The organism is Verrucosispora sp. WMMD1129, assembly GCF_029581255.1.
Lineage (GTDB): Bacteria > Actinomycetota > Actinomycetes > Mycobacteriales > Micromonosporaceae > Micromonospora > Micromonospora sediminimaris.
In genome coordinates this window covers 372,342-394,781 of the sequence record NZ_CP120741.1, presented here as the reverse complement: position 1 = coordinate 394,781, position 22,440 = coordinate 372,342, and the positions used below count along the sequence as shown (strand labels likewise).

Sequence of the window (22,440 nt, the reverse complement as noted above, 5' to 3'; positions counted from 1 at the left end):
GTCGGCGTGTCGACTACCGCGACTGCCACGGATCCAAAGTGTCACCGTCCCCGGTCCAGCGGGTCTGCCTGAGGGTGGTGAGGAGGTTGCGGGCGGCGGTGGCCACGGCACAGTCGGGGACGCGGCAGATCGGGCAGCGACCGTCGGAGGCCTGCTCGTGGTCACGGAGCGTCCAGCGGGCGGTCAGGGTGAGCCGGTTGAGGATCTGCGCCAGGGTGAGCAACGGTGCGGTCATGCGCGGGCCACCCCGAGGGTGGCGGCCAGCGCGACGATCGTGGCGGGAGCACCCGGATGGCGGACCGTGGCGGCGAGCACGTTCCGGGCGGCGGGTCGGCGGCGCACCTCGGCGGGGGCCGTCCGGTCGGCCTCCAGCAGCACCCGGGCCGCGTTCACCGGGTCGGCAACCTGAAGGTACGCACGCCCGGCGTCGATCAGATGAGCGGCCCGATGCTCCGGCGGCAGCCACCGCCAGCCGTCCCGTCCGACAGCTTTCTCGTGTCGGACGATCGCCTCGTCCGGCGTACCCAACTCGATCGCGACAGCGACCCGGGCGAGCGCCACGGCCGTCGGTCCGAAGCTGGTGTGATGATGATCGTTGCCGTCGCCGACCTCGGCGGCCAGGTCGGCGGCCTCGTCGACGCGGGCGGCGGCACGGTCGTCGCCGTGCCGGGCCGCCGCGAGCGCCGCCTGCACGAGCAGCGCACCGCAGAGCGACACCCGAGCCACGTCGAGGTCGGCCCGGCCGATCCGGTACGCCGCCGCCAGCGCCGCCGTGCCCGCCTCCCGCGCCCGACCGCCGGCCCGCAACGCCTGGCCGAGCTGCACGGTGGCGGCGGCGACCAACAGCGGATCACCGGTCGCGACCGTCATCGCCCGGTCGGCGGCGAGCCAGGCCAACTCGGTCTCGTCAAGCTTCATTAGCAGCGAAGCGGTCACCCGGTACGCCTCCACCAGCGGAACCCGGCCCGCCTGCGGATCGTGGGCGTGACCGCGCTGTGTCCCGGCCAGCAACTCGGGCAGCAGACCGACAAGCGCCGGGTACCGCGCATGCTGAAAACTGGTCCAGGCATGCGCGACGCCCCGCGCCAGCCGAGCCACGTCCGGCGCGTCCCGGCGCGCCGCGGGCCGATCCAAGGCAATGTCGTACGCGGACAGTGCCGCCCGGATCTGCTCGACGCCCTCGACCCTGGTGGTCGCCTCGGCGGGCCGACTGTCCTGGCCGAGCAGCAACGCCTGATCGATCCGCAGCGCGGCAGCGATGTCCCGCAACGTGGAAACCTTGTCCAGGGCCCGTACCCCGCGTTCGACCTTGTCCACCCAGCTCTTGGACTTGCCGAGCCGGTCGGCGAACACCTGCTGCGACATCCGCCGCCGCGCCCGCCAGTACGCCACCCGCCGCCCGATCGGCACGTCGCCCCTCTTCACGCCACGCTCCTGTCCAGCTGCGCGTTGACTATCCATGGATTGCCGACCGGGGGCACTTGAGGAGGCCGAACGCTAGTTCCCGCCGTTCCTCTCCGTGATCGTCCAGGACACTGATCTCGTCCGGAGGTACGGCGGCATTCGACTGCATGTCAACGGGGTCGACCATGTGGCACCTTCCGCCCGGTGTCGAATAGGTGCCCACCCCGAACGCGGGCGTAGCACTGTCCGAGGTGGGTATGCGGGCCGGAACCGCGGAGTTTGCCGAAACCAGGGAACCGACCCGGACAGCAACCTACTCCAACAAGTTGGAGTAGGTCAAGGAGGCGCATGTAGCTAGAGCATGAAACTTGCTGGAACAGGTTCCGTCGTGATCAGATTGGCGTGCCGAAGCCAGGGAACCGACGGAGATCGACATGCCGACCGAGAGAGTCGACTACCGCCGCATAGCGAACGAGATCACGAGCAAGATCAAATCTGGCGAACTCGCGCCGGGGGAGAAGCTGCCGTCCACGCGCCAACTCGCCGAGCAGTACGGCGTGCACATCTCCACGATCCACCGTGTCATGTCGTTGCTCAAAGACAGAGAGTTGGTCGAAGGGCATCCCGGGAAAGGCGTATACGTAGCCGAGCCGGAGCGCGGGTCCGAGTAACGCCAGCCTCCGCCGGGTCGGCAACGTCTCTGTTCCGAAGGTTGAAACCAGATCTTGGACAGTTGTCGTTAACTACTAACGGAATTTTTCCAAGATCTCGTTCCTGGTTGACTGACAGTAAGCGAGGCGCTGGCGGTGCCGACGCAGGTCAGTCGACTCGGAGTGAACGGACGATCGCTTCGGCGACTGCCGGGTTGCTGGACACCGCGACGAGGAGTACCTGTCGGTCGGGGACCACCACCACCTGCCGCGTCCGGCCATCCGGCAGCACGTCGCCGCCCCCCAGGACGGGGTGGCCGAATGCCTCGCCCGCCTCGGTGGCGAGCTGGGCGACCGGGTCGAGATCGAGATTCCCGCGCTTTATCTCGGCGTAGTCGACGCGAGGCTGCGGCAACACGGCGCAGCCCGCGATCACATCGAGGTCCACGATGTAGGTGTCGCGCATCGGCGTACCGCATTTGAGGGCATTGCGTGGCCACTCAGCTGGCACCGAGATCCGTACGCCCTCGCTGGCCACCTCCTGCTGGGGAGTTGGACCTCGATCACGTATGGCCGCAGTCACCACCGTGGCGAGGGCGAGAACCGCCCCGATCGCGACAGCGGCGACCGCCATCCGTAAGCCCGGGCGGCTCCTCAGATCGAGGCTCATTCATGCCCCTCACCAGTTGTCCCGTCACTCATGCGAACTTGGAATCGGCCCGAACCGAATCTATCCGTAGGCCGAGACGAGACCTGTGCTCAAAGGTCGAGCATGCCGACCATCTCGCCGCCGCTCTGCTCGCCGGTAGGCCGGAAGCCGAGCTTCAGATAGAAGGCTTCCGGGCCGCCGGCCCGAGGCTTCCAGGTCACGTACGCCCGGGTGCCGCCCCTGGCCCGAATCTCCTGGCACACGGCTGACAGGGCGAAGCGACCGTAGCCGCGTCCCTGGGCGTCGGCGGCGATGTTCAGCCGCCAGAGGCCGGACCGTCGGTCGTCGGGATCGCGACCGGCGTCCCACTGGATGACCAGGAAGGCCATCAGGAACCCGACAAGCGAGTCTCCGTCGTAGATCAGTCTCGGCCAGGCGTTGTCGGCAAAGACGTACGCCTCGGCGAGCGACTTGACCACCGGCCCGACCAGGTCCTCCTGTTCGGGGCGCACGGACAGCGCCAGCGCCGCCTCGTAGTTCTCCGGCGTGATCCTTTCCAACCGCATACGGCGGACCGTAGCGGGCTGGCGACGGCACTGGCGACCCCGTTTCCACCGGCCGTGACCTCCGCCCCGAAAGCCGCTCGCCTCACGATTGGAGCAACGCGCCGGACGAGGAGCCGCACGGCGACGAGGCCCGAGAAAGGCTGGCGGCGACGATGGTGGCGGCCAGGACGGAGACGGCGGCGACCGGGCCGATCCAGGCCGGGCCGAGACCGACCGCGAGCACCGTGCCGCCGAGCGCGGCGCCGAGGGCTCCGGCGGCACCGGCGACGGAGATGTTGACGGCGGCGACCAGACCGGTGGTGGCCGCGTCGACCTGACCCATCAGCCAGGTCTGGACCAACGGCACGACCAGGAACGCCGCCGCGCCCAGCAGGGCCAGCCCGGTCAGCGCGAGCGGGGCGACCGGCAGCAGCAGCGGCTGCATCAGCAGGATCGCCGTCAACGCGCCGACGGCGAGGGGCAGCCGGCGGGTGATCGCCTCGGGGCGTACCCGGCCGGCGAGGAGGTTGCCGGCGATGGTGCCGAGGCCGTAGCCGACCAGACCGACGCTGACCCAGCCGGGGCTCAGTCCGGTGACGGTGCGCAGCATCGGCGCGACGTAGGTGAAGGCGGCCACGAAACCGGCGAGCGTCAGCAGGGTGACGCCGAGTCCGGCGTAGATGCCGGGGCGCAGCAGCGCACCGACGCTGTCGCGGACGCCGGCCGGTGGCGGCGTGGGAATGCGGGGGCAGAAGACGAGCACGCCGAGCAGCCCCAGCGCGGCCATGCCGGCCACGGCCACGAAGGTGACCGGCCAGCCGTACGCCTCACCGATCAGGCTGCCCAGCGGCAGGCCGAGCACGGTGGCCAGGGCGAATCCGCCGAACAGCCGGGCCACCGCGACGGTCTGCCGCTCCGGCGGCACCGAGGCCATCGCCACCTGGGAGGCCACCGCCATGAACAGCGCCTGCGCCAGCGCCGAGCCCAACCGGGCCGACAGCAGCATCGCGTACGAGGTGGCCATGGCACTGGCCACCGCGGACACCGTGGCCAGCGCCATGGTGCCGGCGAGCAGTTCCCGGCGCGGCAGCCGACGGGTCAGCACGGTGGCGACCGGGCCGCCCACCGTCACCACGATCATGTACGCGGTGACCAACTGCCCGGCGGCGGCCACGGAGACGTCCAGGTCGGTGGCGACCTGGGGGAGCAGGCCGACGAGCACGAACTCGGCGGTGGCCACGGCGAAGGAGCAGACGAAGAGTACGTAGATGATCACAGCTGGGACGCTAAAGCCTCACACCGACGTTAGAGTCAAGCGATGCGGATCGGTGAGTTGAGCGCGCGGACCGGCGCGTCGGTGCGGATGCTGCGCTACTACGAGGAGCAGGGCCTGCTGACGCCGGTACGCACCGAGTCGGGCTACCGGATCTACCAGGAATCCGACGTCGACCGGGTGGCCCGGATCCGGTGCATGCTGTCGGCCGCGCTGCCGTCCGGAGTGGTCGGACAGGCGCTGCGGTTCCTGCTGGACGGCCGGGCCGCGATCCCCGACGAGCCGGCCGACCGCGCCCGCCTGGCCGACACCCTTCAGGGCGAATTGGACCTGCTGACCGAGAAGATCGAGTCGCTGCGGTCCAGCCGGGACCTGCTCGCCACAATCGTCGCCGACGTACGCGGTGACGTGGTGGGGCCCGGCCATCCCGGCGACCCGGGCGGCGCGGTGGCCCGCCGGTCGGTCCGCAAGGCCGGCCCGGCGATCGGTCTCGCCCGCTGAGCTGCCGCTCAGGCCCGGCTCGGCGGCGTGGGCAGGCGGAGGCCGTGCATGCCGCCGTCGACGGCGAGCACGCTGCCGGTGGTCGATCCGGACAGCGGACTGGCGAGGTACGCGACGCCCGCGGCGACCTCCTGCGGGGTGGTGAGGCGACCGGTGGGCTGGCGGGCGCGCAACGCAGCCAGTTCCGCCGCCGGATCGTCGGCGGCGTCGAGCAGCCGACGTACCCACGGGGTGTCCGCCGTGCCGGGGTTGACGCAGTTCACCCGGATGCCGGCGGTGACGTAGTCGGCGGCCATCGCCAGGGTGAGCGCCTGCACCGCCCCCTTGCTGGCGCTGTAGAGGGCCCGCTGCGGCAGCCCGAGCCAGGCGGCGATGGAACCGATGTTGACGATCGCGGCGTGCGCGGAGGCGCGCAGGTGCGGCAGCGCGGCCCGGGTCACCCGGACGATGCCGACCACGTTGACGTCGAGAACCTGGTGCCATTGCTCATCGGTGCCGGCCTCGATGGTGCCGACCGCACCGACGGCGGCGTTGTTGATCAGGACGTCCAGGCCGCCGAACGTCTCGTGGGCGGCGGCGATCGCGGCCCGTACCGACGCGTCGTCGGTCACGTCGGCGGCCAGCCCGAGCAACGGCTCGGGTACGTGCTGTGCGTTCAGGTCCAGGCAGGCCACCCGGGCGCCCCGCTCGGCCAGCAGGGTGGCCGTGGCCAGGCCGATGCCGGAGGCGCCGCCGGTGACCACCGCCGCCAACCCGGTGAACTCGCCCGAGCCGGCGACGGGTCCGCCAGCGAACCCCGGCCCGTCGCCGGTCATGCCGGTACCAGCGTCTGACGTTGCCGGCCCAGGCCGTCGATCTCCAACTCGACCACGTCCCCGGCGACCAGGTACGGCTTGGGCTCCGGCTGCCCGAGGGCGACGCCGGCCGGGGTGCCGGTGTTGATCACGTCGCCGGGGTAGAGCACCATGAACTGGCTCAGGTAGCGGACGATCTCGGCCACCGGGAAGACCATGTCCTTGGTGGTGCCGTCCTGCCGCAGCACTCCGTTGACCCAGAGCCGCAGCCGCAGGTCCTGCGGATCGGGGACCTCGTCGGCGGTCACCAGCCACGGGCCGAGCGGGTTGAACGTCTCGCAGGACTTGCCCTTGTCCCACTGGCCGCCCCGGTCGAGCTGGAACTCCCGCTCGGAGACGTCGTGGGAGATGGCGTACCCGGCGACGCAGTCCAGCGCCGCCTCGGCCGACGGCAGGTAGCGCGCCTTGCGGCCGATGACGACGGCGAGTTCGACCTCCCAGTCCGTCCTGGTGCTGCCGCGGGGCACCAGCACGGGGTCGCCGGGACCGACCACCGTGTCCGCCGCCTTGAGGAAGACCACCGGCTCGGCGGGCAGGGCCGCCCCGGTCTCGGCCGCGTGGTCGCGGTAGTTCAGCCCGATGCAGACGATCTTCCCGGGGCGCAGTGGGGGACCGATCCGCAGGTCGGTGGGGTCCATCGGAGACAGATCGTGCCGGGAGATGCCGGCCAGGCGGGCCAGGCCGTCGGTGGCCAGGAAGGCGGGGTCCAGGTCGTCGGTCACACCGCTGAGGTCACGGAGTTGGCCGGCCTCGTCGAGCAGTGCCGGCGTCTCCCGCCCCGGAGGGCCCACTCGCAGCAGCTTCACCGTCACCCCCAGATACCGCGGCGCGAACGAGCCGCAAGACATGTGATGTCTACCAGGTGATCGTGACGCCTCACAAGGCCGATGATCGACGGCGATCTTCCGTGGAATTCGGGCGGCTCGACCGGGTCGCAGGTCCTGCCCGGCCCAGGGCCGTCCGACCCGTCCGGAGGGGACTCCGGCCGCTGGTCCGCGCCACGTCCGGGCGCTGCACTGGAAGCAGGACGGAGAGAGGTGAGAACGATGACGTATCTGATTGTCGTAGGCGTCGATGGTTCGGACGGTGGGCGGCGTGCCCTGCGGTGGGCGGTCGGTGAGGCGGCCGAGCGCAACGGCACCGTGCAGGCGGTGACCGCCTGGCGGTGGGACGGCCTGGACGGTGGTGCCATGGTCGCGCCCAATCCGGTCGAGGAGGAGGAGCGGGCCACCGCACTGCTGGCCCGGGAGATCGGCGAGGTCACCCGGGGCATGGCCGCGGCACCGGTCTCGGCCGAGGTCGTCGAGGGGCGGCCGGCCGACGTGCTGACCGCCGCCGCCCGTGGCGCCGACCTGCTGGTGCTGGGCAGTCACGGGCACGGCCGGCTGCGGCACACCGTGCTCGGTTCGGTCAGCGAGGAGTGCGTACGCAAGGCGACCTGCCCGGTGGTGGTGCTCCCGGTGCCGGTGCCGGCGCCGAGCGGTCCTGCCGTGCCGGCGGTGCCGGCCTGAGGGCGACCGACGGGGGTTGCCGGTCTCTGACATGCTCTGGGCCGTGACGACCGGCCACCCCCGTTCCCACCGCCGCGCCCGCCGTACCCGGTTCGGGCTCCTGTTCAGCCTCGGCATCGTGATCGCCCTGGCCGTGGCGGCCGTGATCGTGCTGCGCCCGCCGGGACCCCGCCCGCTGTTCCAGATGCCGGTCGGCTGCGGCGAGACCTGGCAGGTCGGCACCTACCCGGGGCACGGCGACTACGACGTGGACTTCTTCCCGCTCTCCGGCGACCCGTGGGGACAACCGGTGCTCGCCTCGTACGAGGGCACCGTCACCGTGGCCGGGATCAACGGGTCGCTTGGTGGTCGTACCCCGGACAATCCGGACGGCCCGCGGGGTCGTGGTGGTGGCTACTGGGTGAAGATCGACCACGGCGGCCGGTGGGAGACCCAGTACCTGCATCTGCTGGAGCCGCCGCTGGTGCAGGCCGGCCAGCGGGTCGTCCAGGGCCAGCAGATCGGCCGGATCGGCAGCACCGGCAACTCCGGCGCCCCGCATCTGCACTACGAGCAGCGGCGTGGCTGGCAGAAGGTGGAGACCTACTTCGACGGCGCCCCGTCGGGCATCACCAACGACGACGCCGAGTACACGCTGCGGCTGACCAGCAACAACTGTCCGTAGCGCGGGCGCTGTCGTACCCACCTGATGGGGTACGGCGCATGGGTGTTCTGTATGACTACTTCCGGGCGGCGGACGACGCCGCCGCGATCGGGTTGATGGCGGAGCTCGACGGCGGCCCGGTCGCCGTGTCCGGGGGCCGCCCCGGGGTGGACGCGATCGACCTCAAGGGCATCGAGCCGGCGGTGACCCTCGGCAAGCTGGTCGGCTTCGTGCGCGGGCTGGCCTGGTCCACCGATCTGATCGAGCAGCGGCTGATCTGGAGCGGTGGCGACGAAGGGCCATGGTTGATGGTCCTCGACGATGCCACCAGGGACACCCTGGCGTCGATCACTGCCGCTCAGTCTCCCGAGCTGTCGGCGCGGTGGGGGCAGATCGAGGAGCTGGCCTGGGGTGAGCCGCTGCCGCCGGATGAACTGCTGCCGGTGATCGAGGAGATCAGCGCCCTGGCCCGCCGTGCCCAGGCCGCCGGTAACCACCTCTACTGCTGGTGCTGCCTCTGACCGCCCGGGTCACAGCTTGACGGCGAACGTGTCCGCCCACCGGTCCGAGCCCTGCCGGCCGGCGGGTTTGCGGTTAGCGTGGGCGAGCAGGGCGGCGGCGACCAGGGCAATTTGCCACGTTTTGTGTTGACATCGCTAGGTCGGGGGACCAGACTCGCAAGATCTTTCGACTGCCGGGGAAGAATCCAGGGGGAGGACCATGTCCAGGACCAGATTCCGGTTGGCCGGCGCGACGATCGCCCTGATGCTCGCCGCCGCGGCGGGCTGCAGTGGGGGCGAGGGCGTCGACGTCGACGGCAACGACACGGCGGGCGCCGGAGGCGTGCTCAACGCCGCGATCGGCGGTGAGCCCGACCAGCTCGATCCGCACAAGACCTCCGCCTACTACAGCTTCCAGGTGCTGGAGAACGTCTTCGACACGCTCGTCGAGCCGGACGCCAACCTGGAGATGAAGCCTTCCCTGGCCACCGAGTGGACCACCAGCGAGGATCAGCTGACCTGGACGTTCACCCTCCGCGAGGGCGTCAAGTTCTCCGACGGGTCGCCGCTTACCGCCGAGGACGTCGTCTACTCCTACAACCGGATCATCGACGAGAAGCTGAACAACGCGTACAAGTTCGGCACCGTGAAGTCGATCGAGGCCACCGACCCGAAGACCGTGGTGGTGACCCTCAACGCGCCGACCCCGAACCTGCTGGCCAACCTCGGTGGCTTCAAGGGCGTGGCGATCGTCCAGAAGGCCAACGTGGAATCCGGCGAGATCACCACCAAGCCGGTCGGCAGCGGCCCGTTCGCCCTGGAGAACTACAGCTCCGGCGACAGCATCCGGCTGGTCCGCAACGACAACTACTGGGGCGAGAAGCCCAAGCTGGACGGCGTCCGGTTCACCTTCGTCAGCGACCCCACCGTCGCCCTGCAGAACCTGCGCGGCGGTGAGGTGCACTGGACCGACAACCTGCCACCGCAGCAGGTGCCGGCGTTGCTCGACGGGGACGACCCGACGGTGCAGTCGGTGCCCTCGACCGACTACTGGTATCTCGCGCTCAACCAGGCGCGCAAGCCGTACGACGACGTCAACGTCCGCCGGGCAATCGCCTTCGCGCTGGACCGTGAGGCGATCACCAAGGCCGCCAAGTTCGGGCTGGCCACGGTCAACCAGACGGCCATCCCCCAGAACAGCGCCTTCTACTACGAGTACGCGCCGTACACCCACGACGTCAACCAGGCCAAGCAACTGCTCGACCAGGCCGGGGTGAGCGGCCTGACCATGGACCTCATGGTCACCAACGAGTACCCGGAGACGGTCACCGCCGCCCAGGTCATCGCCTCCCAGTTGGAGGCCGTCGGGATCACCGTCGAGATCCGTACGCTGGACTTCGCGCAGTGGCTCGACGAGCAGGGTGCCGGCAAGTTCGACTCGTTCATGCTCGGCTGGCTGGGCAACATCGACCCTGACGAGTTCTACTACGCCCAGCACCACAGCGACGGCACGTTCAACTTCCACGAGTACGCCAACCCGAATGTGGACCGGCTGCTCGACCAGGCCCGGACGGAGACCGACCAGGCCGCCCGCAAGCAGCAGTACGAGCAGGTGGCCAAGCAGATCGTGGACGACGCCAGCTACATCTACCTCTACAACCCGGACGTGGCCCAGGGCTGGTCCAAGCAGGTCAGCGGCTACGAGGTACGCACGGACCGGGCGATCCGGTTCCGCGACGTGGCTCTCGCTCGGTGACCCGGCGGGGGACCTTAGGTGGCCCGCTTCGTCATCCGTCGGCTGTTGCAGTCGGCCGTCGTGCTGCTCGGCGTGACCCTCGTGGTGTTCCTGCTGCTCCAACTGGTGCCGGGTGACCCGGTCCGGGTCGCCCTCGGCACCCGCTTCGACCCGCAGACGTACGAGGCGCTGCGGGCCCGGGCGGGGCTGGACCAGCCACTTGTGGTGCAGTACTTCGACTACCTGCGGCGGGCGCTGACCGGCGACCTCGGGGTCAGCTTCCGCAGTGGACGCCCGGTCACCGCGATCGTGCTGGAGCGGCTGCCGGCGACCCTGTCGCTGGCGGTCACCGCGGTGGTGTTCGCCATGGCGGTCGCCTTTCCGCTGGGGATCGTCTCGGCCATCCGCAGCGGCTCGCTTGTCGACCACGCGGCCCGGGTGTTCAGCCAGTTCGGTGTCTCGGTGCCGGATTTCTGGATGGGAATCATGGGCATCCTGCTCTTCTCCGGGGTGCTCGGCTGGCTGCCGCCGTCGGGGTACGTCGCGCTCACCGAGGATCCGGGGCGCTGGGCGTCCCACGTGGCGCTACCCGCCGCCACGGTCGGCCTGGTCACCGCCTCGATCCTGACCCGGTTCATCCGCTCGTCGATGCTGGAGGTGCTCTCCGAGGACTACGTGCGCACCGCCGAGGCCAAGGGACTGCGTACCCGGGTGGTGGTGTTGCGGCACGTGCTGCGCAACGCCCTCATTCCGGTGGTGACCGTGGTGGCGGTGCAGTTGGCCAGCCTGCTCGGCGGCGTGATCGTGATCGAGGTGCTGTTCGCCTGGCCCGGCATCGGGCGGCTCACCTACGACGCCGTCGCAGCCCGGGACTATCCGGTCCTGCAAGGGGCGGTGCTGCTGGTGGCGGCGCTGTTCCTCCTGGTCAACCTGCTGGTCGACATCCTCTACGCCCGTCTCGACCCGAGGATCACGGTCAAATGAGCGAGCAGACGATCAACCGTGAGGGGCAGCTGCGCCGGGTGCTCGCCACGCTGCGGCGCGATCCGCTGGCCCTGACCGGCAGCCTGGTGCTGGTGGTGCTGGTCGTGGTGGGTGTGGGTGGCTCCTGGCTGGCACCGTCGGGAATCAACGAGGTGAACGTCGACCAGATGCTTCAGCCGCCGAGCTGGGCCCATCCGTTCGGCACCGACGAGCTGGGCCGTGACGTGCTCAGCCGGGTCATGGTCGCCGCCCGGGTGTCGTTGCAGGTCGGCCTGGTCAGCGTCGGCATCGCACTGGTGGTGGGGGCGACCCTCGGGCTGTTCGCCGGCTACTACCGGGGCTGGCTCGACAACGTGCTGATGCGCTGCATGGACGTGCTGTTCGCGTTCCCGGTGCTGCTGCTGGCGGTGGCGATCGTGGCGGTACTCGGTCCGGGCCTGGTCACCGCGATGGTGGCGATCGGCGTGGTCTACACGCCGATCTTCGCCCGGGTGACCCGGGCCGGCGTGCTCTCGGTGCGGGAACAGGTTTTCGTCCGGGCCGCGGTCTCCGTCGGCGCGTCCGACCTGCGGATCATGCGCCGGCACGTGTTGCCGAACATCGCGGCGCCGCTGATCGTTCAGACGTCGCTCTCGCTGGCCTTCGCGATCCTCTCCGAGGCGGCGCTGTCCTTCCTCGGCCTCGGCGTCCAGCCACCCGATCCGGCCTGGGGCCGGATGCTGTTCGACGGGCGCGGCTTCGTCACCGATGCCTGGTGGCTGGGCTTCTTCCCCGGTGCGGCGATCTTCCTCACCGTCCTGGCGTTCAACCTGGTCGGTGACGCGCTACGGGACGTGCTGGATCCTCGCCAGCTCACCGTCAGCGAAGCCAGGAGGTGCACCGCATGAAGCCCGTACTGGCCGTCGAGGACCTCACCGTCACCATCGGCACCCGGCGTGGGCCGGCCCACGCGGTCGCCGGGGTCGACTGGGCGGTGCGGCCCGGGGAGACGCTGGCGCTGGTCGGTGAGTCCGGCAGCGGCAAGAGCATGAGCGTGCTCGCCGCCACCGGGCTGGCGCCCCGGACCGCGCGGGTGACCGGCCGGGTGCACCTGCTCGGAACGGAACTCACCGGGGTGACCGAGGAAGGCCGTCGACGACTGCGGGGGCGGCACATCGGGTTCGTCTTCCAGGATCCGATGACCTCGCTCAACCCGGTGCTCACCGTCGGCCGGCAGGTCACCGAGGCCGCCGAGGAACACCTCGGGCTGACCCGGCGGGCCGCCCGGTCCCGCGCCGTCGAACTGCTGGACATGGTCGGCATCCCGTCGGCCGGGCAGCGGGTGGACGCGTACCCGCACCAGTTCTCCGGCGGCATGCGCCAGCGGGTGGTGATCGCCATGGCGCTGGCCTGCGAACCTGACCTGCTGATCGCCGACGAACCGACCACGGCCCTCGACGTCACCACCCAGGCCCAGATCGTCGAGCTGGTCGGCGACCTGCAACGGCGGCTCGGCACCGCGGTCGTCTGGATCACCCACGACCTGGGTGTGGTCGCCGGTATCGCCGACACCGTGGCGGTCATGTACGGGGGCCGGATCCTCGAACAGGGGCCGGTCGACGCCGTCTTCGGTGCGCCGTCGCACCCGTACACCAAGGCCCTGCTGGCCGCCCGTCCGGACCCGGCGGCCGGCAGTGCGGAACTGGTCACCATCGCCGGTGCGCCACCCAGCCCGCTGGATCTGCCGGCGGGCTGCGCGTTCTGGCCCCGCTGCCCGGTGCGGGGTGACGCCCGCTGCGAGCACGAGCTGCCGCCGCTGGTACCGGTCTCGGCCGGGCACCAGGTCCGCACCTTCTATCCGCAGCCGAGCGACGGGGAGCGCCGATGAGCGAGCGGCAGCGAGCGGATCATCGGCTCAGCGCGGTCGGGTCCGCCGACGGCACGGCGCACGGCGTGGTGCCGAAGCAGCGGGAGCCGGGCGAGGTGGTGGCCGAACTCGACGATCTGACGGTGTGGTGCCCAACGCCGGCAGGTGTGGTGCGGGCCGTCGACGGCGTGTCCCTGCGGGTACAGCGGGGGGAGACGCTGGGGCTGGTCGGTGAGTCGGGCAGCGGCAAGTCCACCACCGGGCTGGCGCTGCTCCGGCTGGTGGATCCCACCTCCGGCACGGTCCGGGTGGGCGGCGAGGACGTCACCCGGTGGTCCCGGCGACGGCTGCGGGCGCTGCGTCGCCGGGTGGCAATGGTGTTCCAGGACCCGCAGGCGTCCCTCGATCCCCGGCTCACCATCGGAGCGAGCATCGCCGAGCCGTTGATCGTGCATCGGCTCACCGACGGTGGTGCCGCCCGCCGCCGCCGGGTCGACGAACTGCTCGACATGGTCGGGTTGCGCGGCGAACTGGCCGACCGGCATCCCCACGAACTCTCCGGCGGCCAGCGGCAGCGGGTCGGTATCGCCCGTGCCCTGGCCGGCGAACCGGACCTGATCGTGCTGGACGAACCGATCGCCTCGCTCGACCTGAGCGTGCAGGCGCAGATCATGAATCTGCTCCGCCGGCTGCAACGGGATCTGGGCCTGACCTACCTGTTCATCGCCCACGACCTGGCCGCCGTGGAGCACATGAGCGATCGGATGGCGGTGATGTACCTGGGGCGGATCGTGGAGAGCGGCACCCCGGCACAGATCTGGCGGGACCCGGCCCACCCGTACACCGCCGCGCTGCTGTCCGCGGTGCCGGTCGCCGACCCGCAGGCCGAGCGGGAACGCCGTCGGATCATCCTCAGCGGTGACATTCCCAGCCCGGTGGACCCGCCGGGTGGCTGCCGGTTCCGTACCCGCTGCCCGCAGGCCCGGCCGGAGTGCGCCGAGACCGATCCGGCGCTGGCCGAGGTCGACCCCGACCACCGCGCGGCGTGCCTGTTCGCCAAGGAGGCCGTGCGCGCCATGCGCGCCGCGTGACCCGACACCCCCCTCCGACCGACCCCGACCCCCACGTTGATCAAGAAGTTTGCGTCGGATCCCGGCCAGGAAGCGACGCAAACCTCTTGATCACCTGGGCGGGCTGGGGTGGGGAATTGGGTCTGGGCGGGGGTGGTTGGTGCCTAGGATCCTGCTGAAGCCGCAGGGTGGCGGCGGGGTTGACCGACGGGAAGGGTCTTCGGCAGGTGCGCCGTGGGTGGCGGGTGGGGCGGCCGGTGCCGGGGCGTGGGGTACGCGCGGTCACGCCGTTCGAGATCTTCTTCGACCTGGTCTTCGTCTTCACCCTCACCCGGATCGTCGCGTTCATGGGGAAGCCACCGGATCCGGTGGCGATGGGCCGCGGGCTGCTGTTGCTGATGCTGCTCTGGTTCGCCTGGTCGGGGTATCTCTGGCTGGGGAACCAGACCCGCGTCGACCGACCGCCGGTACGCCTCCTGGTGCTCGCCGCGATGGCCGGGTTCTTCGTCGCCGCACTGGTCATGCCGGGCGCCTGGGACAGCGCGTCGGGTCTGGACGGGCCGCTGCTGCTGGCCCTGTCGTACGTGCTGCTGCGCGCGGTCCACCTGGCGCTCTACCACTGGGCGGGCGAGCCGGCGCTGCGGCGGCGGATCCGGCGTTTCGCCGTGGCGAGTGTGCTGGCCTGGTTCCCGCTGCTGGTCGGTGCCGTGCTCGGCGGACGGGCGCAGACCTGGCTGTGGGTGCTGGCCTTCCTGGTCGAGATCGGCGGGCAGCGCGGCGTGGTGCAGAACCGCCTGGGCGGGTGGCCGGTGCGCAGCCCCGAGTACTTCGCCGAACGGCACGGGCTGGTCCTGATCATCGCGCTGGGCGAGTCGTTCCTCGCGGCCGGGGTGGGTGTCGGCACCATGGTCACCAAGCTTCCGGTGCTCGCCGGCGCGGTGATCGGCTTCATCCTGATCGCGTGCCTGTGGTCGGTCCACTTCGACCGGGTCAGTCCGCTCGCGGAGCAGGCGCTGTTGCGGGCCGACGGTGAGCGGCGGGACCGGATCGGCGCGGACGCCTACTCGCTGGGACATCTGCCGCTGATCGCCGGGGTGCTCTACACGGCGCTCGGGTTCGAGGACGTGCTGGCGTTGATCTCCGCCGCCGACACGCCGGGTGGGGAACCCCTCGGATGGCCGGGAGTGGTGGCGCTCTACGGGGGCACCGCGCTCTATCTGCTGGGCATCCTGCTGGTGCGCTACCTGTCCGGGTGGGGCACCCGGGCGGGCCACCTGGTCGTCGCCGTCGTGCCGCTGCTTCTGCTGCCGGTCGGCCGGGCGCTGCCGGCCCTGGTCGCCATCGGCGTGCTCACCAGCTACCTGCTCGGCGTGGTCCTACTGCCGTACGCGCGGGGCGGGCAGCGGCCGGCGTCCGCACCGACCGACCGGTGACCCGTCAGCCGGGCGCCCGCGTACCGGGACCGCCCGTTGGCGGGCGTCGACGGCATCTCATCTACCGACGGGCGCCGGGTGCCGGGCGACGAGGCCGAGGGCAGGGTCGTAGCGGACCGGAACGGGATCGCTGAGTTCTCCGACGAACTCGCCGTCGGCGTGCTCGACGAAGCCGATGAGGGACCAGCCGTCGCCGTCGGGGACCAGGCGGGGCGCGTACAGGTGCGGCTGCGCGACCGGCCGGGCGGCGGCGATGTCCCAGGGCCCGCGCACCGTGGGCCCGGGGGCGACCCAGAGTCGCGACTCGGGCTCCCGGCCGGCGGCGAAGGCGTTGGTGCAGAACAGCAGCAGCGGCTCTCCGTCGACGACGGCGACCTGCGGCACCTCCAGGTGACCGAAGCCGGCCGGCGTGGACAACGGCGGCCGGACCGTCCAGTTGACCAGGTCGGGGGAGGTCGCGTGGCCGACGACACCGCGGGTGTCGCCCGGTCCCTGGTTGGTGCGGGCGGTGATCAGCATGTGCCAACCGTCGCCGTCGGGGTCCGGGAAGACCCACGGGTCGCGCCAGGCCTGCTCGTACCACAGCTCGCGGTCGAGCAGCTCGTACCAGGTCGGATCGGCCTCCAGCAGCGGCCCGTCGCCGTGCCGCTGCCAGCTGACCAGGTCGTCGGAGACGGCCAGGCCGATGCGCTGTACCAGGCCGTCCTCGGCCCGGCCGACCCCGGTGTAGAAGAGGTACCAACGCTGGTCCGGGCCGCGGACCGTGCAGCCGGTCCAGGTCGCCAGGTCGTCCCAGGCGGGTGCGTCGGCGGGTACGAGCGCGTCGGCGCGCAGCTGCCAGGAGCGCAGGTCGGTGGAGACCGCGTGGCCGATCGAGGCGCGCCGGTGGCGGCGATGGGGGTCGAGCAGGGCCCGGGAGGCACGCAGGAAGAACGCGTGCCAGCGGCCGTCGTCGTCCTGGGCGTACCAGCTGTCCCACACCCAGTGGTCGGGCAGTCGAAGCATGGCCGGAAACGTACCAGTGAATCGGTTTAGCGACTACAGCGGGTGCGGTGGTGCTGTCGGGGAGACGGTGAAGTTCAGGCGTCGGGGGCGGCCACGGACCGTCGCCGCCGCAGCGGCATCGGCACGAGCGACGCGCCGCCGTCACCCCCGTCGAGCAGCACCTCCACCGCACGGCGGCCCATCTGTTCGTGCGGCAGCGCCGCCGTGGACAGCCCCGGCCTCAGCCACGCGGCGATCGGGTCGTCGTCGAAGGAGATCACCGAGAGGTCGCCGGGAATGCTCAGGCCGGCCTCGCCGAGCGCCTGGTACGCGCCGAAGGCGAGTCGGTCGTTCATGCAGATCACCGCAGTGGGCCGGGTCGGGCGGTCCAGCAGCGTACGCATGGCGGCGTAGCCGTGCTCCGGTAGCCACTCGGGGCAGAAGCCCTCGGTGAGCAGTGCGACACCGGCCGCGGCGAGCGTGCTCCGGATGCCGCGCAACCGGGCGTCGGCGGCCAGCGAGATCTCCGGGTCGAGTTCCTTCTGCCGGTTGCGGCCGATCAGGGCGATCCGGTCCCGGTGGCCCTGGGCGAGCAGCGTCTCGGCGATCATCGCGCCGGCGCCCTCGTCGTCGGGCAGCACGCAGGGCAACGGCTCCGGACTTGTCGCGTTGAGCAGCACCACCGGACCGCCGAGGATGGCCGGCGGCACCGCCAGCCGGCGGGTCGCCATGGCCGCGTAGATCACCCCGTCGACCTGGCGGTCGAGGATGGCCTCGATGGCGTACCGCTCGAACGTCGCGTCGCCCTGCGTCTCGGTGATCAGCAGGACGTGGTCGCGCTCGCGGGCGGCGTCCAGCGCCCCGCGGATGAGGCCACCGGCGAAGCGGGTGGTGGCGACGATGTCGGAGACGAACGCGATGGTGGCGGTCTTGCGGGTCCGTAGGCTGCGGGCGGCCACGTTCGGTCGGTAGCCGAGTTCCTCCGCTGCCGCGAAGACCCGCTGGTGCGCCTCGGCGGAGAGCCGGGTGCCCTCGCGCCCGTTCAGCACCATCGACGCGGCGGTCTTGGACAGACCGGCCCGTCGCGCCACGTCGGCCAGTGTCGCTCTCTCACGGCCCATTGCGTCCTCCGATCACGGCGGCCGTCCCGACGCCGCCGTGGTCCCATCATGCTGGGTCGAGTCACTTCCGTGGTCACCGGCGGTGTGTCCGGCCTGGTCGGGGGCCGGTGAACCAGTTGTTTCCAGACCGTTGCGAACTCGTCCTTGACAGTCCCCGGCGACGCGCGCATGCTCTGCTAAATCAGTTTAGCGACGTGGTTTCGCCTCTGCGGTGGACGCCTTCGCGTCTTCCGACGTCATATTGGGTACCGCGGGCCGCGAGCCGGGGTTCGGCACGCGACGTGCGACACGTGGTGGCCGACGGGCCGGACTCGTGGCGGTTGCCACGAACGGCCGTCAGTCGGTCCGGCGCGCGGATGAGTCAAGGAGCATGAGGTGCCGGAGTTCTCGACAAGATTCACCCGACGCCGGTTGGCCCTGCTGGTGCCACTGGTGGGCGTCAGCCTGGCCATCACCGCCTGTAGCGCACCGGGTTCGGAGGAGACCCCCGCAGGGGACTCCGACGCCCCGGTGAGCACCGAGCTGGGTACCGACCCGATCACCCTGGAAATGTACGCCGAGACCGGCTTCCCGCTGGCCAAGGCCCTCGCGGACGAGTTCACCAAGCAGCACCCGAACGTCAAGTTCAACGTCCGCGAGGACCAGTTCACCGTCATCACGGAGAACGCGCCCCGGGTGCTCGCCTCGGACAACGCGCCCGACATCATCCGCCTGCCCACCATGGTCGACCTGGTCAAGGACGGGCTGCTGAAGAACCTGGACCCGTACTTCGACGCGTACGGCTGGGACAAGTTCCCCGCCTCCCAGCTCGTCCAGCTGCGCCTGTCCGACGGCGGCGCGGTGCGCGGCAGCGGCTCGCTGTACGGCATGGGCCTGGGCTACAGCGTGACCGGCGTCTTCTACAACAAGAAGCAGGCCGAGCAGGTCGGCATGACCCAGCCGCCGGCCACCATCGCCGAGTTCGAGGAGCTGCTGGCCAAGGCGAAGGCGGCCAACCTGTTGCCGATCATGCAGTTCAACAAGAACACCGCCGGCATCAACTTCCCGCACCAGGCGCTGCAGAACCAGTACGGCGACCCGACCGCAATCGCCGACTGGATCTTCCAGAAGCCGGGCGCGACCTTCGACACGCCGGCAGCGCTCAAGGCCACCCAGACCATCCAGAAGTGGGCGGAGGCCGGCTACTTCCCGAAGGACGCCAACGCCATCGACTACACGGCGATGATGGGCGAGTTCCAGAAGGGCAACGGCCTGTTCATGTTCAACGGCGACTGGGAGTCGGGCAACCTGGACAAGAACATGGCCGGTGAGGTCGGCTTCTTCCTCTTCCCGGGTGAGACCGCCGACGCCAAGCGGGTCGCGATGTCCGCGCCGAACACGTTCGGCGTGGGCGCCAAGGCGAAGAACCCGGACGCCGCTGCCTTCTTCCTCAACTGGGTGCACACCAACGACAAGGCCCGGGAAATCTCGGTCACCATCGGCGGTTCGCACCCGGGCGGCCCGGCCGACCTGGCCCTGCCGCCGGTGTCGGAGGGCACCGTGCTCGCCGAGACGCTCAAGGCGTCCCAGCAGCTCGGCGCGGACAACGGCGCAGTCGACTTCACCGCGAACGCCACCGGCGGCATCTTCGCCGCCGCCATCACCCCCGAGATGCAGAAGCTGATCGCCGGCCAGCAGACCCCCGAGGGGTACGTGAAGGCGGTCCAGGCCGAGTACGAGAAGGAACTGTCCCGATGACGTCTGCCCTCGGCAGCGCCCCGGCCGGGTCGGGCACCGCGTCCCGACCCGGCCGGGGGGACACCCGGTCACCCGCGCGGCCCCACCGGAAGCGGTGGGGCCGCACGGTCCGGTGGTCCGGGTGGCTCTGGGTCCTGCCCGCACTGATCATGTACGGCGTCTTCGTGCTGCGTCCGCTCGTGCTGACCATGCAGTACTCGCTGTACCACTGGAACGGCATCGGTGCGGCCCGGTGGGCAGGGCTGGACAACTACCTCACGGTCTTCACCGACCGGGACCTGTTGAAGATCATCTCGAACGCGTTCATTCTGATCATCTTCTTCAGCTTCATCCCGGTCCTGCTCGGCCTGCTCGTGGCCAGCCTGGTCCGGCGGATCACCACCGGCCCGGCCGGCACCATGGTCCGGACCGTGCTGTTCCTGCCCCAGGTGATCCCGCTCGTCGCCGCCGGCATCGCCTGGAGCTGGGTGCTCTCCACCAACGGCCTGGTCAACCAGGCGCTGCGGGCGGTCGGGCTGGGCGGCGTCACCCGGGCCTGGCTCGGCGAGTTCGACACCGCGCTGCCGGCGGTGGGCGTGATCGGCACCTGGGTCATGCTCGGCCTCTGCACGATCCTGCTGATCACCGGGATGAGCAAGATCGACCCTTCGCTCTACGAGGCCGCCCGCATCGACGGCGCCGGCCCGGTGCGCGAGTTCTTCGCGGTCACCCTGCCCAGCCTGCGCCAGGAGATCGGGATCTGCCTGACCGTGACCATAATCGCGGCGCTGGCCAGCTTCGACATCGTCTACATCTCCACCAGCGGTGGCCCGGGGATCCAGACCACCGTGCCCGGCCTGGAGATCTATCGGCTCGCCTTCTCCCAGCGTCAGGTCGGCCTCGCCTCGGCCCTCGCGGTGGTGCTGATGGCGCTGGTGCTGGTGTGCGTACTGCCGATCCAGCGGCTGACCCGGGGAGAGAAGTGATGAACCTGACCACCCGCAGCGAGCGGCTGACCGGACGCATCTTCCTGATCGCGCTGGTCGTGGTCACCCTGCTGCCGTTCCTGAGCATGCTGTCGGCGGCGTTGCAACCGCGCGGCACCGTGCCCACCGGCCTGGCCTGGCCCACCGATCCGCAGTGGGGCAACTTCGTCGACGCCTTCAACGCCGCGAACATGGGCGCGCTGCTGAAGTCCAGCGCGCTGATCGTGGCCGGGGTGGTGCCGGTCGGCGTACTCATCGCGACCATGGCCGGGTTCGGCCTCGGCCACCTGCGGGTGCCCGGCGGTCACCTCGCCTTCGGGCTGCTGCTGCTCGGCCTGACCCTGCCCTTCGAGGCGGTGGTCACCCCGCTGTACTACCAGATGCGGGACCTGGGCCTGCTCAACACCCGTTGGGCGATCGTCCTGCCGTTGATCGGCCTCTACATGCCGTTCGCGGTCTTCTGGATGCGCGCCCACTTCATAAACGTGCCCCGGGAACTGTCCGAGGCGGCACGGGTGGACGGCAGCAACACCTGGCAGCTGTTCTGGCGGGTGCACGTACCGCTGGCTCGGCCGGCCATCGCGTCGCTGACCATCCTGCTGTTCCTGTGGACCTGGAACCAGTTCCTGCTCGCCATCGTGCTCGTCGACGATGCGACGAAGCGGACCATGGCGGGTGCCCTCGGTGCCTTTCAGGGACAGTGGGGAACCGATCTGGTGCTGCTCTGCGCTGGCTCGCTGCTCATCCTCACGCCTACCCTCATCGTGTTCCTGATCTTCCAGCGACAGTTCATCAAGGCCCTGCTTCAGGGCTCCGTGAAGGGATAGCGGGTTGAGCGACAGCCAGATCCACGGTCACGCCGAAGAGGGCTTCGGCCCGGTCGCCGACGTGTTTCGGGACAACTTCGCCCACCGGCAGGAGGTGGGCGCGGCGGTCGCCGTCTACCTGCGCGGCCGTAAGGTCGTGGACCTGCACGGCGGGCTGGCCGACGTCCGGTCGGGACGCCCCTGGACGGCGGACACGCCTGCCGTCGTCTTCTCCTGCACCAAGGGGATCATGGCGATCTGCGCGTACCTGCTGGTGCAGGAGGGGCGGTTGGACCTCGACGCGCCGGTCACCCGCTACTGGCCGGAGTTCGGCCAGCACGGCAAGGCGGAGATCCCCGTCCGGTGGCTGCTCACCCACCAGTCCGGCCTGCCGGCGCTGGACAAGCCCTTCTCCCGCGAGGAGGTGCTCGCCTGGGAGCCGGTGATCAAGGCCATCGAGGCGCAGGCTCCCTTGTGGAAGCCGGGCACCGCGCACAGCTACCACGCGATCACCTACGGCTGGCTGATCGGCGAGGTGATCCGGCGGATCACCGGTGAGATGCCCGGCGCCTACTTCGCCCGCGTTCTCGGAGAGCCGCTGGGCCTGCGTACCTGGATCGGACTGCCGGCCGCCGAGCGGGACGCCGTCGCCTGGATGCTGGCGCCGATCGGCGAGCCCGTCCCGGCCAGCGACCCGGTCGCCGAGCGCGGCATCACCATGGGCGGCGCCTTCGCCTTCCCCGCCGACGAGAACGGCCTGGTCAGCTTCAACGACCCGGCCATTCAGGCCGCCCAGATCCCGGGCGCGGGCGCGGTCAGCACGGCCGAGAGCCTGGCCCGCCTCTACGCCGCCTGCGTCTCGGAGGTGGGTGCGGCGCGGCTGCTCAGCCCCGCATCCGTCGACGACGCCGTCACGGTCCGGGTGAGTGGTCAACAGGTCTACGGGCTGCCCGATGCGGGGCATCGCTGGGGCACCGGTTTCCTGGTGCACTCGGTGCCCCGCCCGATGCTCGGCGTACGCAGCTTCGGGCACGACGGCGCGGGTGGACACCTGGCCTTCGGCGACGACGCCCACCAGGTCGGCTTTGGCTATGTCGTCAACCAGATGGGCGGCTTCGACGACGAGCGGGCCAACCTGCTCTCCGCAGCGGTCCGGGACTGCCTCGGGCGATAGGTGACCGACGCGGGTGGCCCGGCGAAGCCGCTCGGCTGAGCCGGGGCACACCCGC

General features: G+C 70.7%; 24 protein-coding genes. 15 read left to right on the top strand and 9 right to left on the bottom strand.

What is annotated here, in order from left to right; all coding sequences use genetic code 11:
- Positions 1-13: 13 nt before the first annotated feature.
- Positions 14-235 (bottom strand): hypothetical protein, encoded by a 222-nt coding sequence (locus O7624_RS01845; protein WP_282238650.1) that lies wholly within the window; start codon positions 233-235, stop codon positions 14-16.
- Positions 232-1,425 carry a helix-turn-helix domain-containing protein gene (locus O7624_RS01840; protein WP_282238649.1) on the bottom strand — a complete coding sequence of 398 codons (1,194 nt, stop codon included), beginning with the start codon at positions 1,423-1,425 and terminating at the stop codon, positions 232-234. Before O7624_RS01840 ends, O7624_RS01845 begins: the two co-directional genes overlap by 4 nt.
- Before the next feature lie 413 nt (positions 1,426-1,838).
- Between O7624_RS01840 and O7624_RS01835 the strand changes: the two genes are divergently transcribed.
- Positions 1,839-2,075, top strand: a complete 237-nt coding sequence (locus tag O7624_RS01835; RefSeq protein WP_282238648.1) for a winged helix-turn-helix domain-containing protein — start codon at positions 1,839-1,841, stop codon at positions 2,073-2,075.
- Between the two features lie 148 nt (positions 2,076-2,223).
- On the opposite strand, the gene O7624_RS01830 is transcribed toward O7624_RS01835, so the two are convergent.
- The 3 genes from O7624_RS01830 to O7624_RS01820 form a co-directional block, all read right to left on the bottom strand.
- Positions 2,224-2,724, bottom strand: a complete 501-nt coding sequence (locus O7624_RS01830) for a hypothetical protein (protein ID WP_282238647.1) — start codon at positions 2,722-2,724, stop codon at positions 2,224-2,226.
- Positions 2,725-2,813: 89 nt separating this feature from the next.
- Positions 2,814-3,269 carry a GNAT family N-acetyltransferase gene (locus O7624_RS01825; RefSeq protein WP_282238646.1) on the bottom strand — a complete coding sequence of 152 codons (456 nt, stop codon included), beginning with the start codon at positions 3,267-3,269 and terminating at the stop codon, positions 2,814-2,816.
- A gap of 82 nt (positions 3,270-3,351) precedes the next feature.
- Positions 3,352-4,524 carry an MFS transporter gene (locus O7624_RS01820; RefSeq protein WP_282238645.1) on the bottom strand — a complete coding sequence of 391 codons (1,173 nt, stop codon included), beginning with the start codon at positions 4,522-4,524 and terminating at the stop codon, positions 3,352-3,354.
- Positions 4,525-4,566: 42 nt separating this feature from the next.
- Here O7624_RS01820 and O7624_RS01815 point away from each other — a divergent pair, with 42 nt between their 5' ends.
- Complete coding sequence (locus tag O7624_RS01815; RefSeq protein WP_282238644.1) at positions 4,567-5,022, top strand: MerR family transcriptional regulator; 456 nt, start codon at positions 4,567-4,569, stop codon at positions 5,020-5,022.
- Between the two features lie 8 nt (positions 5,023-5,030).
- On the opposite strand, the gene O7624_RS01810 is transcribed toward O7624_RS01815, so the two are convergent.
- On the bottom strand, positions 5,031-5,837 hold the full coding sequence (locus O7624_RS01810) for an SDR family oxidoreductase (RefSeq protein WP_282238643.1): 807 nt from the start codon (positions 5,835-5,837) through the stop codon (positions 5,031-5,033).
- Positions 5,834-6,682 (bottom strand): fumarylacetoacetate hydrolase family protein, encoded by an 849-nt coding sequence (locus O7624_RS01805; RefSeq protein ID WP_282238642.1) that lies wholly within the window; start codon positions 6,680-6,682, stop codon positions 5,834-5,836. Before O7624_RS01805 ends, O7624_RS01810 begins: the two co-directional genes overlap by 4 nt.
- Positions 6,683-6,922: 240 nt before the next feature.
- Between O7624_RS01805 and O7624_RS01800 the strand changes: the two genes are divergently transcribed.
- From O7624_RS01800 to O7624_RS01760, 9 genes are all read left to right on the top strand, one after another.
- On the top strand, positions 6,923-7,387 hold the full coding sequence (locus tag O7624_RS01800; protein ID WP_282238641.1) for a universal stress protein: 465 nt from the start codon (positions 6,923-6,925) through the stop codon (positions 7,385-7,387).
- Between the two features lie 43 nt (positions 7,388-7,430).
- Entirely contained in the window at positions 7,431-8,051 is a 621-nt protein-coding gene (locus O7624_RS01795; protein WP_282238640.1) for a M23 family metallopeptidase, read from the top strand.
- A gap of 38 nt (positions 8,052-8,089) precedes the next feature.
- Positions 8,090-8,551 carry a hypothetical protein gene (locus O7624_RS01790; protein WP_282238639.1) on the top strand — a complete coding sequence of 154 codons (462 nt, stop codon included), beginning with the start codon at positions 8,090-8,092 and terminating at the stop codon, positions 8,549-8,551.
- 199 nt (positions 8,552-8,750) lie between these two features.
- Positions 8,751-10,286, top strand: a complete 1,536-nt coding sequence (locus O7624_RS01785) for an ABC transporter substrate-binding protein (protein ID WP_282238638.1) — start codon at positions 8,751-8,753, stop codon at positions 10,284-10,286.
- An 18-nt stretch (positions 10,287-10,304) separates the two neighbouring features.
- Positions 10,305-11,249, top strand: coding sequence for an ABC transporter permease (locus O7624_RS01780; RefSeq protein ID WP_093402187.1), 945 nt, complete (start codon positions 10,305-10,307; stop codon positions 11,247-11,249).
- A complete protein-coding gene (locus O7624_RS01775; RefSeq protein ID WP_282238637.1) occupies positions 11,246-12,136 on the top strand; it encodes an ABC transporter permease in 891 nt (296 codons plus the stop codon). The genes O7624_RS01780 and O7624_RS01775 overlap by 4 nt, the downstream gene beginning before the upstream one ends.
- Positions 12,133-13,116 carry an ABC transporter ATP-binding protein gene (locus O7624_RS01770; protein ID WP_282238636.1) on the top strand — a complete coding sequence of 328 codons (984 nt, stop codon included), beginning with the start codon at positions 12,133-12,135 and terminating at the stop codon, positions 13,114-13,116. Before O7624_RS01775 ends, O7624_RS01770 begins: the two co-directional genes overlap by 4 nt.
- A complete protein-coding gene (locus O7624_RS01765; RefSeq protein ID WP_282238635.1) occupies positions 13,113-14,186 on the top strand; it encodes an ABC transporter ATP-binding protein in 1,074 nt (357 codons plus the stop codon). Before O7624_RS01770 ends, O7624_RS01765 begins: the two co-directional genes overlap by 4 nt.
- 179 nt (positions 14,187-14,365) lie before the next feature.
- Positions 14,366-15,598 (top strand): low temperature requirement protein A, encoded by a 1,233-nt coding sequence (locus tag O7624_RS01760; RefSeq protein ID WP_282238634.1) that lies wholly within the window; start codon positions 14,366-14,368, stop codon positions 15,596-15,598.
- Positions 15,599-15,655: 57 nt separating this feature from the next.
- On the opposite strand, the gene O7624_RS01755 is transcribed toward O7624_RS01760, so the two are convergent.
- Together O7624_RS01755 and O7624_RS01750 are read right to left on the bottom strand one after the other, a co-directional pair.
- Entirely contained in the window at positions 15,656-16,603 is a 948-nt protein-coding gene (locus tag O7624_RS01755) for a glycoside hydrolase family 68 protein (protein WP_282238633.1), read from the bottom strand.
- A 74-nt stretch (positions 16,604-16,677) separates the two neighbouring features.
- Complete coding sequence (locus O7624_RS01750; protein WP_093402193.1) at positions 16,678-17,703, bottom strand: LacI family DNA-binding transcriptional regulator; 1,026 nt, start codon at positions 17,701-17,703, stop codon at positions 16,678-16,680.
- Between the two features lie 375 nt (positions 17,704-18,078).
- Between O7624_RS01750 and O7624_RS01745 the strand changes: the two genes are divergently transcribed.
- From O7624_RS01745 to O7624_RS01730, 4 genes are read left to right on the top strand one after another with little or no spacing between them, the layout of a single operon-like run.
- A complete protein-coding gene (locus tag O7624_RS01745) occupies positions 18,079-19,440 on the top strand; it encodes an extracellular solute-binding protein (RefSeq protein WP_093402194.1) in 1,362 nt (453 codons plus the stop codon).
- Positions 19,437-20,405, top strand: coding sequence for a sugar ABC transporter permease (locus tag O7624_RS01740; protein ID WP_093402195.1), 969 nt, complete (start codon positions 19,437-19,439; stop codon positions 20,403-20,405). The genes O7624_RS01745 and O7624_RS01740 overlap by 4 nt, the downstream gene beginning before the upstream one ends.
- Positions 20,405-21,232 (top strand): carbohydrate ABC transporter permease, encoded by an 828-nt coding sequence (locus O7624_RS01735; protein WP_093402196.1) that lies wholly within the window; start codon positions 20,405-20,407, stop codon positions 21,230-21,232. Before O7624_RS01740 ends, O7624_RS01735 begins: the two co-directional genes overlap by 1 nt.
- 4 nt (positions 21,233-21,236) lie before the next feature.
- Complete coding sequence (locus tag O7624_RS01730; protein ID WP_282238632.1) at positions 21,237-22,385, top strand: serine hydrolase domain-containing protein; 1,149 nt, start codon at positions 21,237-21,239, stop codon at positions 22,383-22,385.
- The last annotated feature ends 55 nt before the right edge of the window (positions 22,386-22,440 follow it).

Excerpts from the sequence above, each read along its gene's own strand:
- O7624_RS01775 (WP_282238637.1), top strand. The coding sequence starts at position 11,246 with ATGAGCGAGCAGACGATCAACCGTGAGGGGCAGCTGCGCCGGGTGCTC.
- O7624_RS01845 (WP_282238650.1), bottom strand. The coding sequence starts at position 235 with ATGACCGCACCGTTGCTCACCCTGGCGCAGATCCTCAACCGGCTCACC.
- O7624_RS01815 (WP_282238644.1), top strand. The coding sequence starts at position 4,567 with ATGCGGATCGGTGAGTTGAGCGCGCGGACCGGCGCGTCGGTGCGGATG.
- O7624_RS01750 (WP_093402193.1), bottom strand. The coding sequence starts at position 17,703 with ATGGGCCGTGAGAGAGCGACACTGGCCGACGTGGCGCGACGGGCCGGT.
- O7624_RS01825 (WP_282238646.1), bottom strand. The coding sequence starts at position 3,269 with ATGCGGTTGGAAAGGATCACGCCGGAGAACTACGAGGCGGCGCTGGCG.
- O7624_RS01735 (WP_093402196.1), top strand. The coding sequence starts at position 20,405 with ATGAACCTGACCACCCGCAGCGAGCGGCTGACCGGACGCATCTTCCTG.
- O7624_RS01800 (WP_282238641.1), top strand. The coding sequence starts at position 6,923 with ATGACGTATCTGATTGTCGTAGGCGTCGATGGTTCGGACGGTGGGCGG.
- O7624_RS01765 (WP_282238635.1), top strand. The coding sequence starts at position 13,113 with ATGAGCGAGCGGCAGCGAGCGGATCATCGGCTCAGCGCGGTCGGGTCC.
- O7624_RS01790 (WP_282238639.1), top strand. The coding sequence starts at position 8,090 with ATGGGTGTTCTGTATGACTACTTCCGGGCGGCGGACGACGCCGCCGCG.
- O7624_RS01755 (WP_282238633.1), bottom strand. The coding sequence starts at position 16,603 with ATGCTTCGACTGCCCGACCACTGGGTGTGGGACAGCTGGTACGCCCAG.
- O7624_RS01835 (WP_282238648.1), top strand. The coding sequence starts at position 1,839 with ATGCCGACCGAGAGAGTCGACTACCGCCGCATAGCGAACGAGATCACG.
- O7624_RS01740 (WP_093402195.1), top strand. The coding sequence starts at position 19,437 with ATGACGTCTGCCCTCGGCAGCGCCCCGGCCGGGTCGGGCACCGCGTCC.
- O7624_RS01785 (WP_282238638.1), top strand. The coding sequence starts at position 8,751 with ATGTCCAGGACCAGATTCCGGTTGGCCGGCGCGACGATCGCCCTGATG.
- O7624_RS01810 (WP_282238643.1), bottom strand. The coding sequence starts at position 5,837 with ATGACCGGCGACGGGCCGGGGTTCGCTGGCGGACCCGTCGCCGGCTCG.
- O7624_RS01770 (WP_282238636.1), top strand. The coding sequence starts at position 12,133 with ATGAAGCCCGTACTGGCCGTCGAGGACCTCACCGTCACCATCGGCACC.
- O7624_RS01830 (WP_282238647.1), bottom strand. The coding sequence starts at position 2,724 with ATGAGCCTCGATCTGAGGAGCCGCCCGGGCTTACGGATGGCGGTCGCC.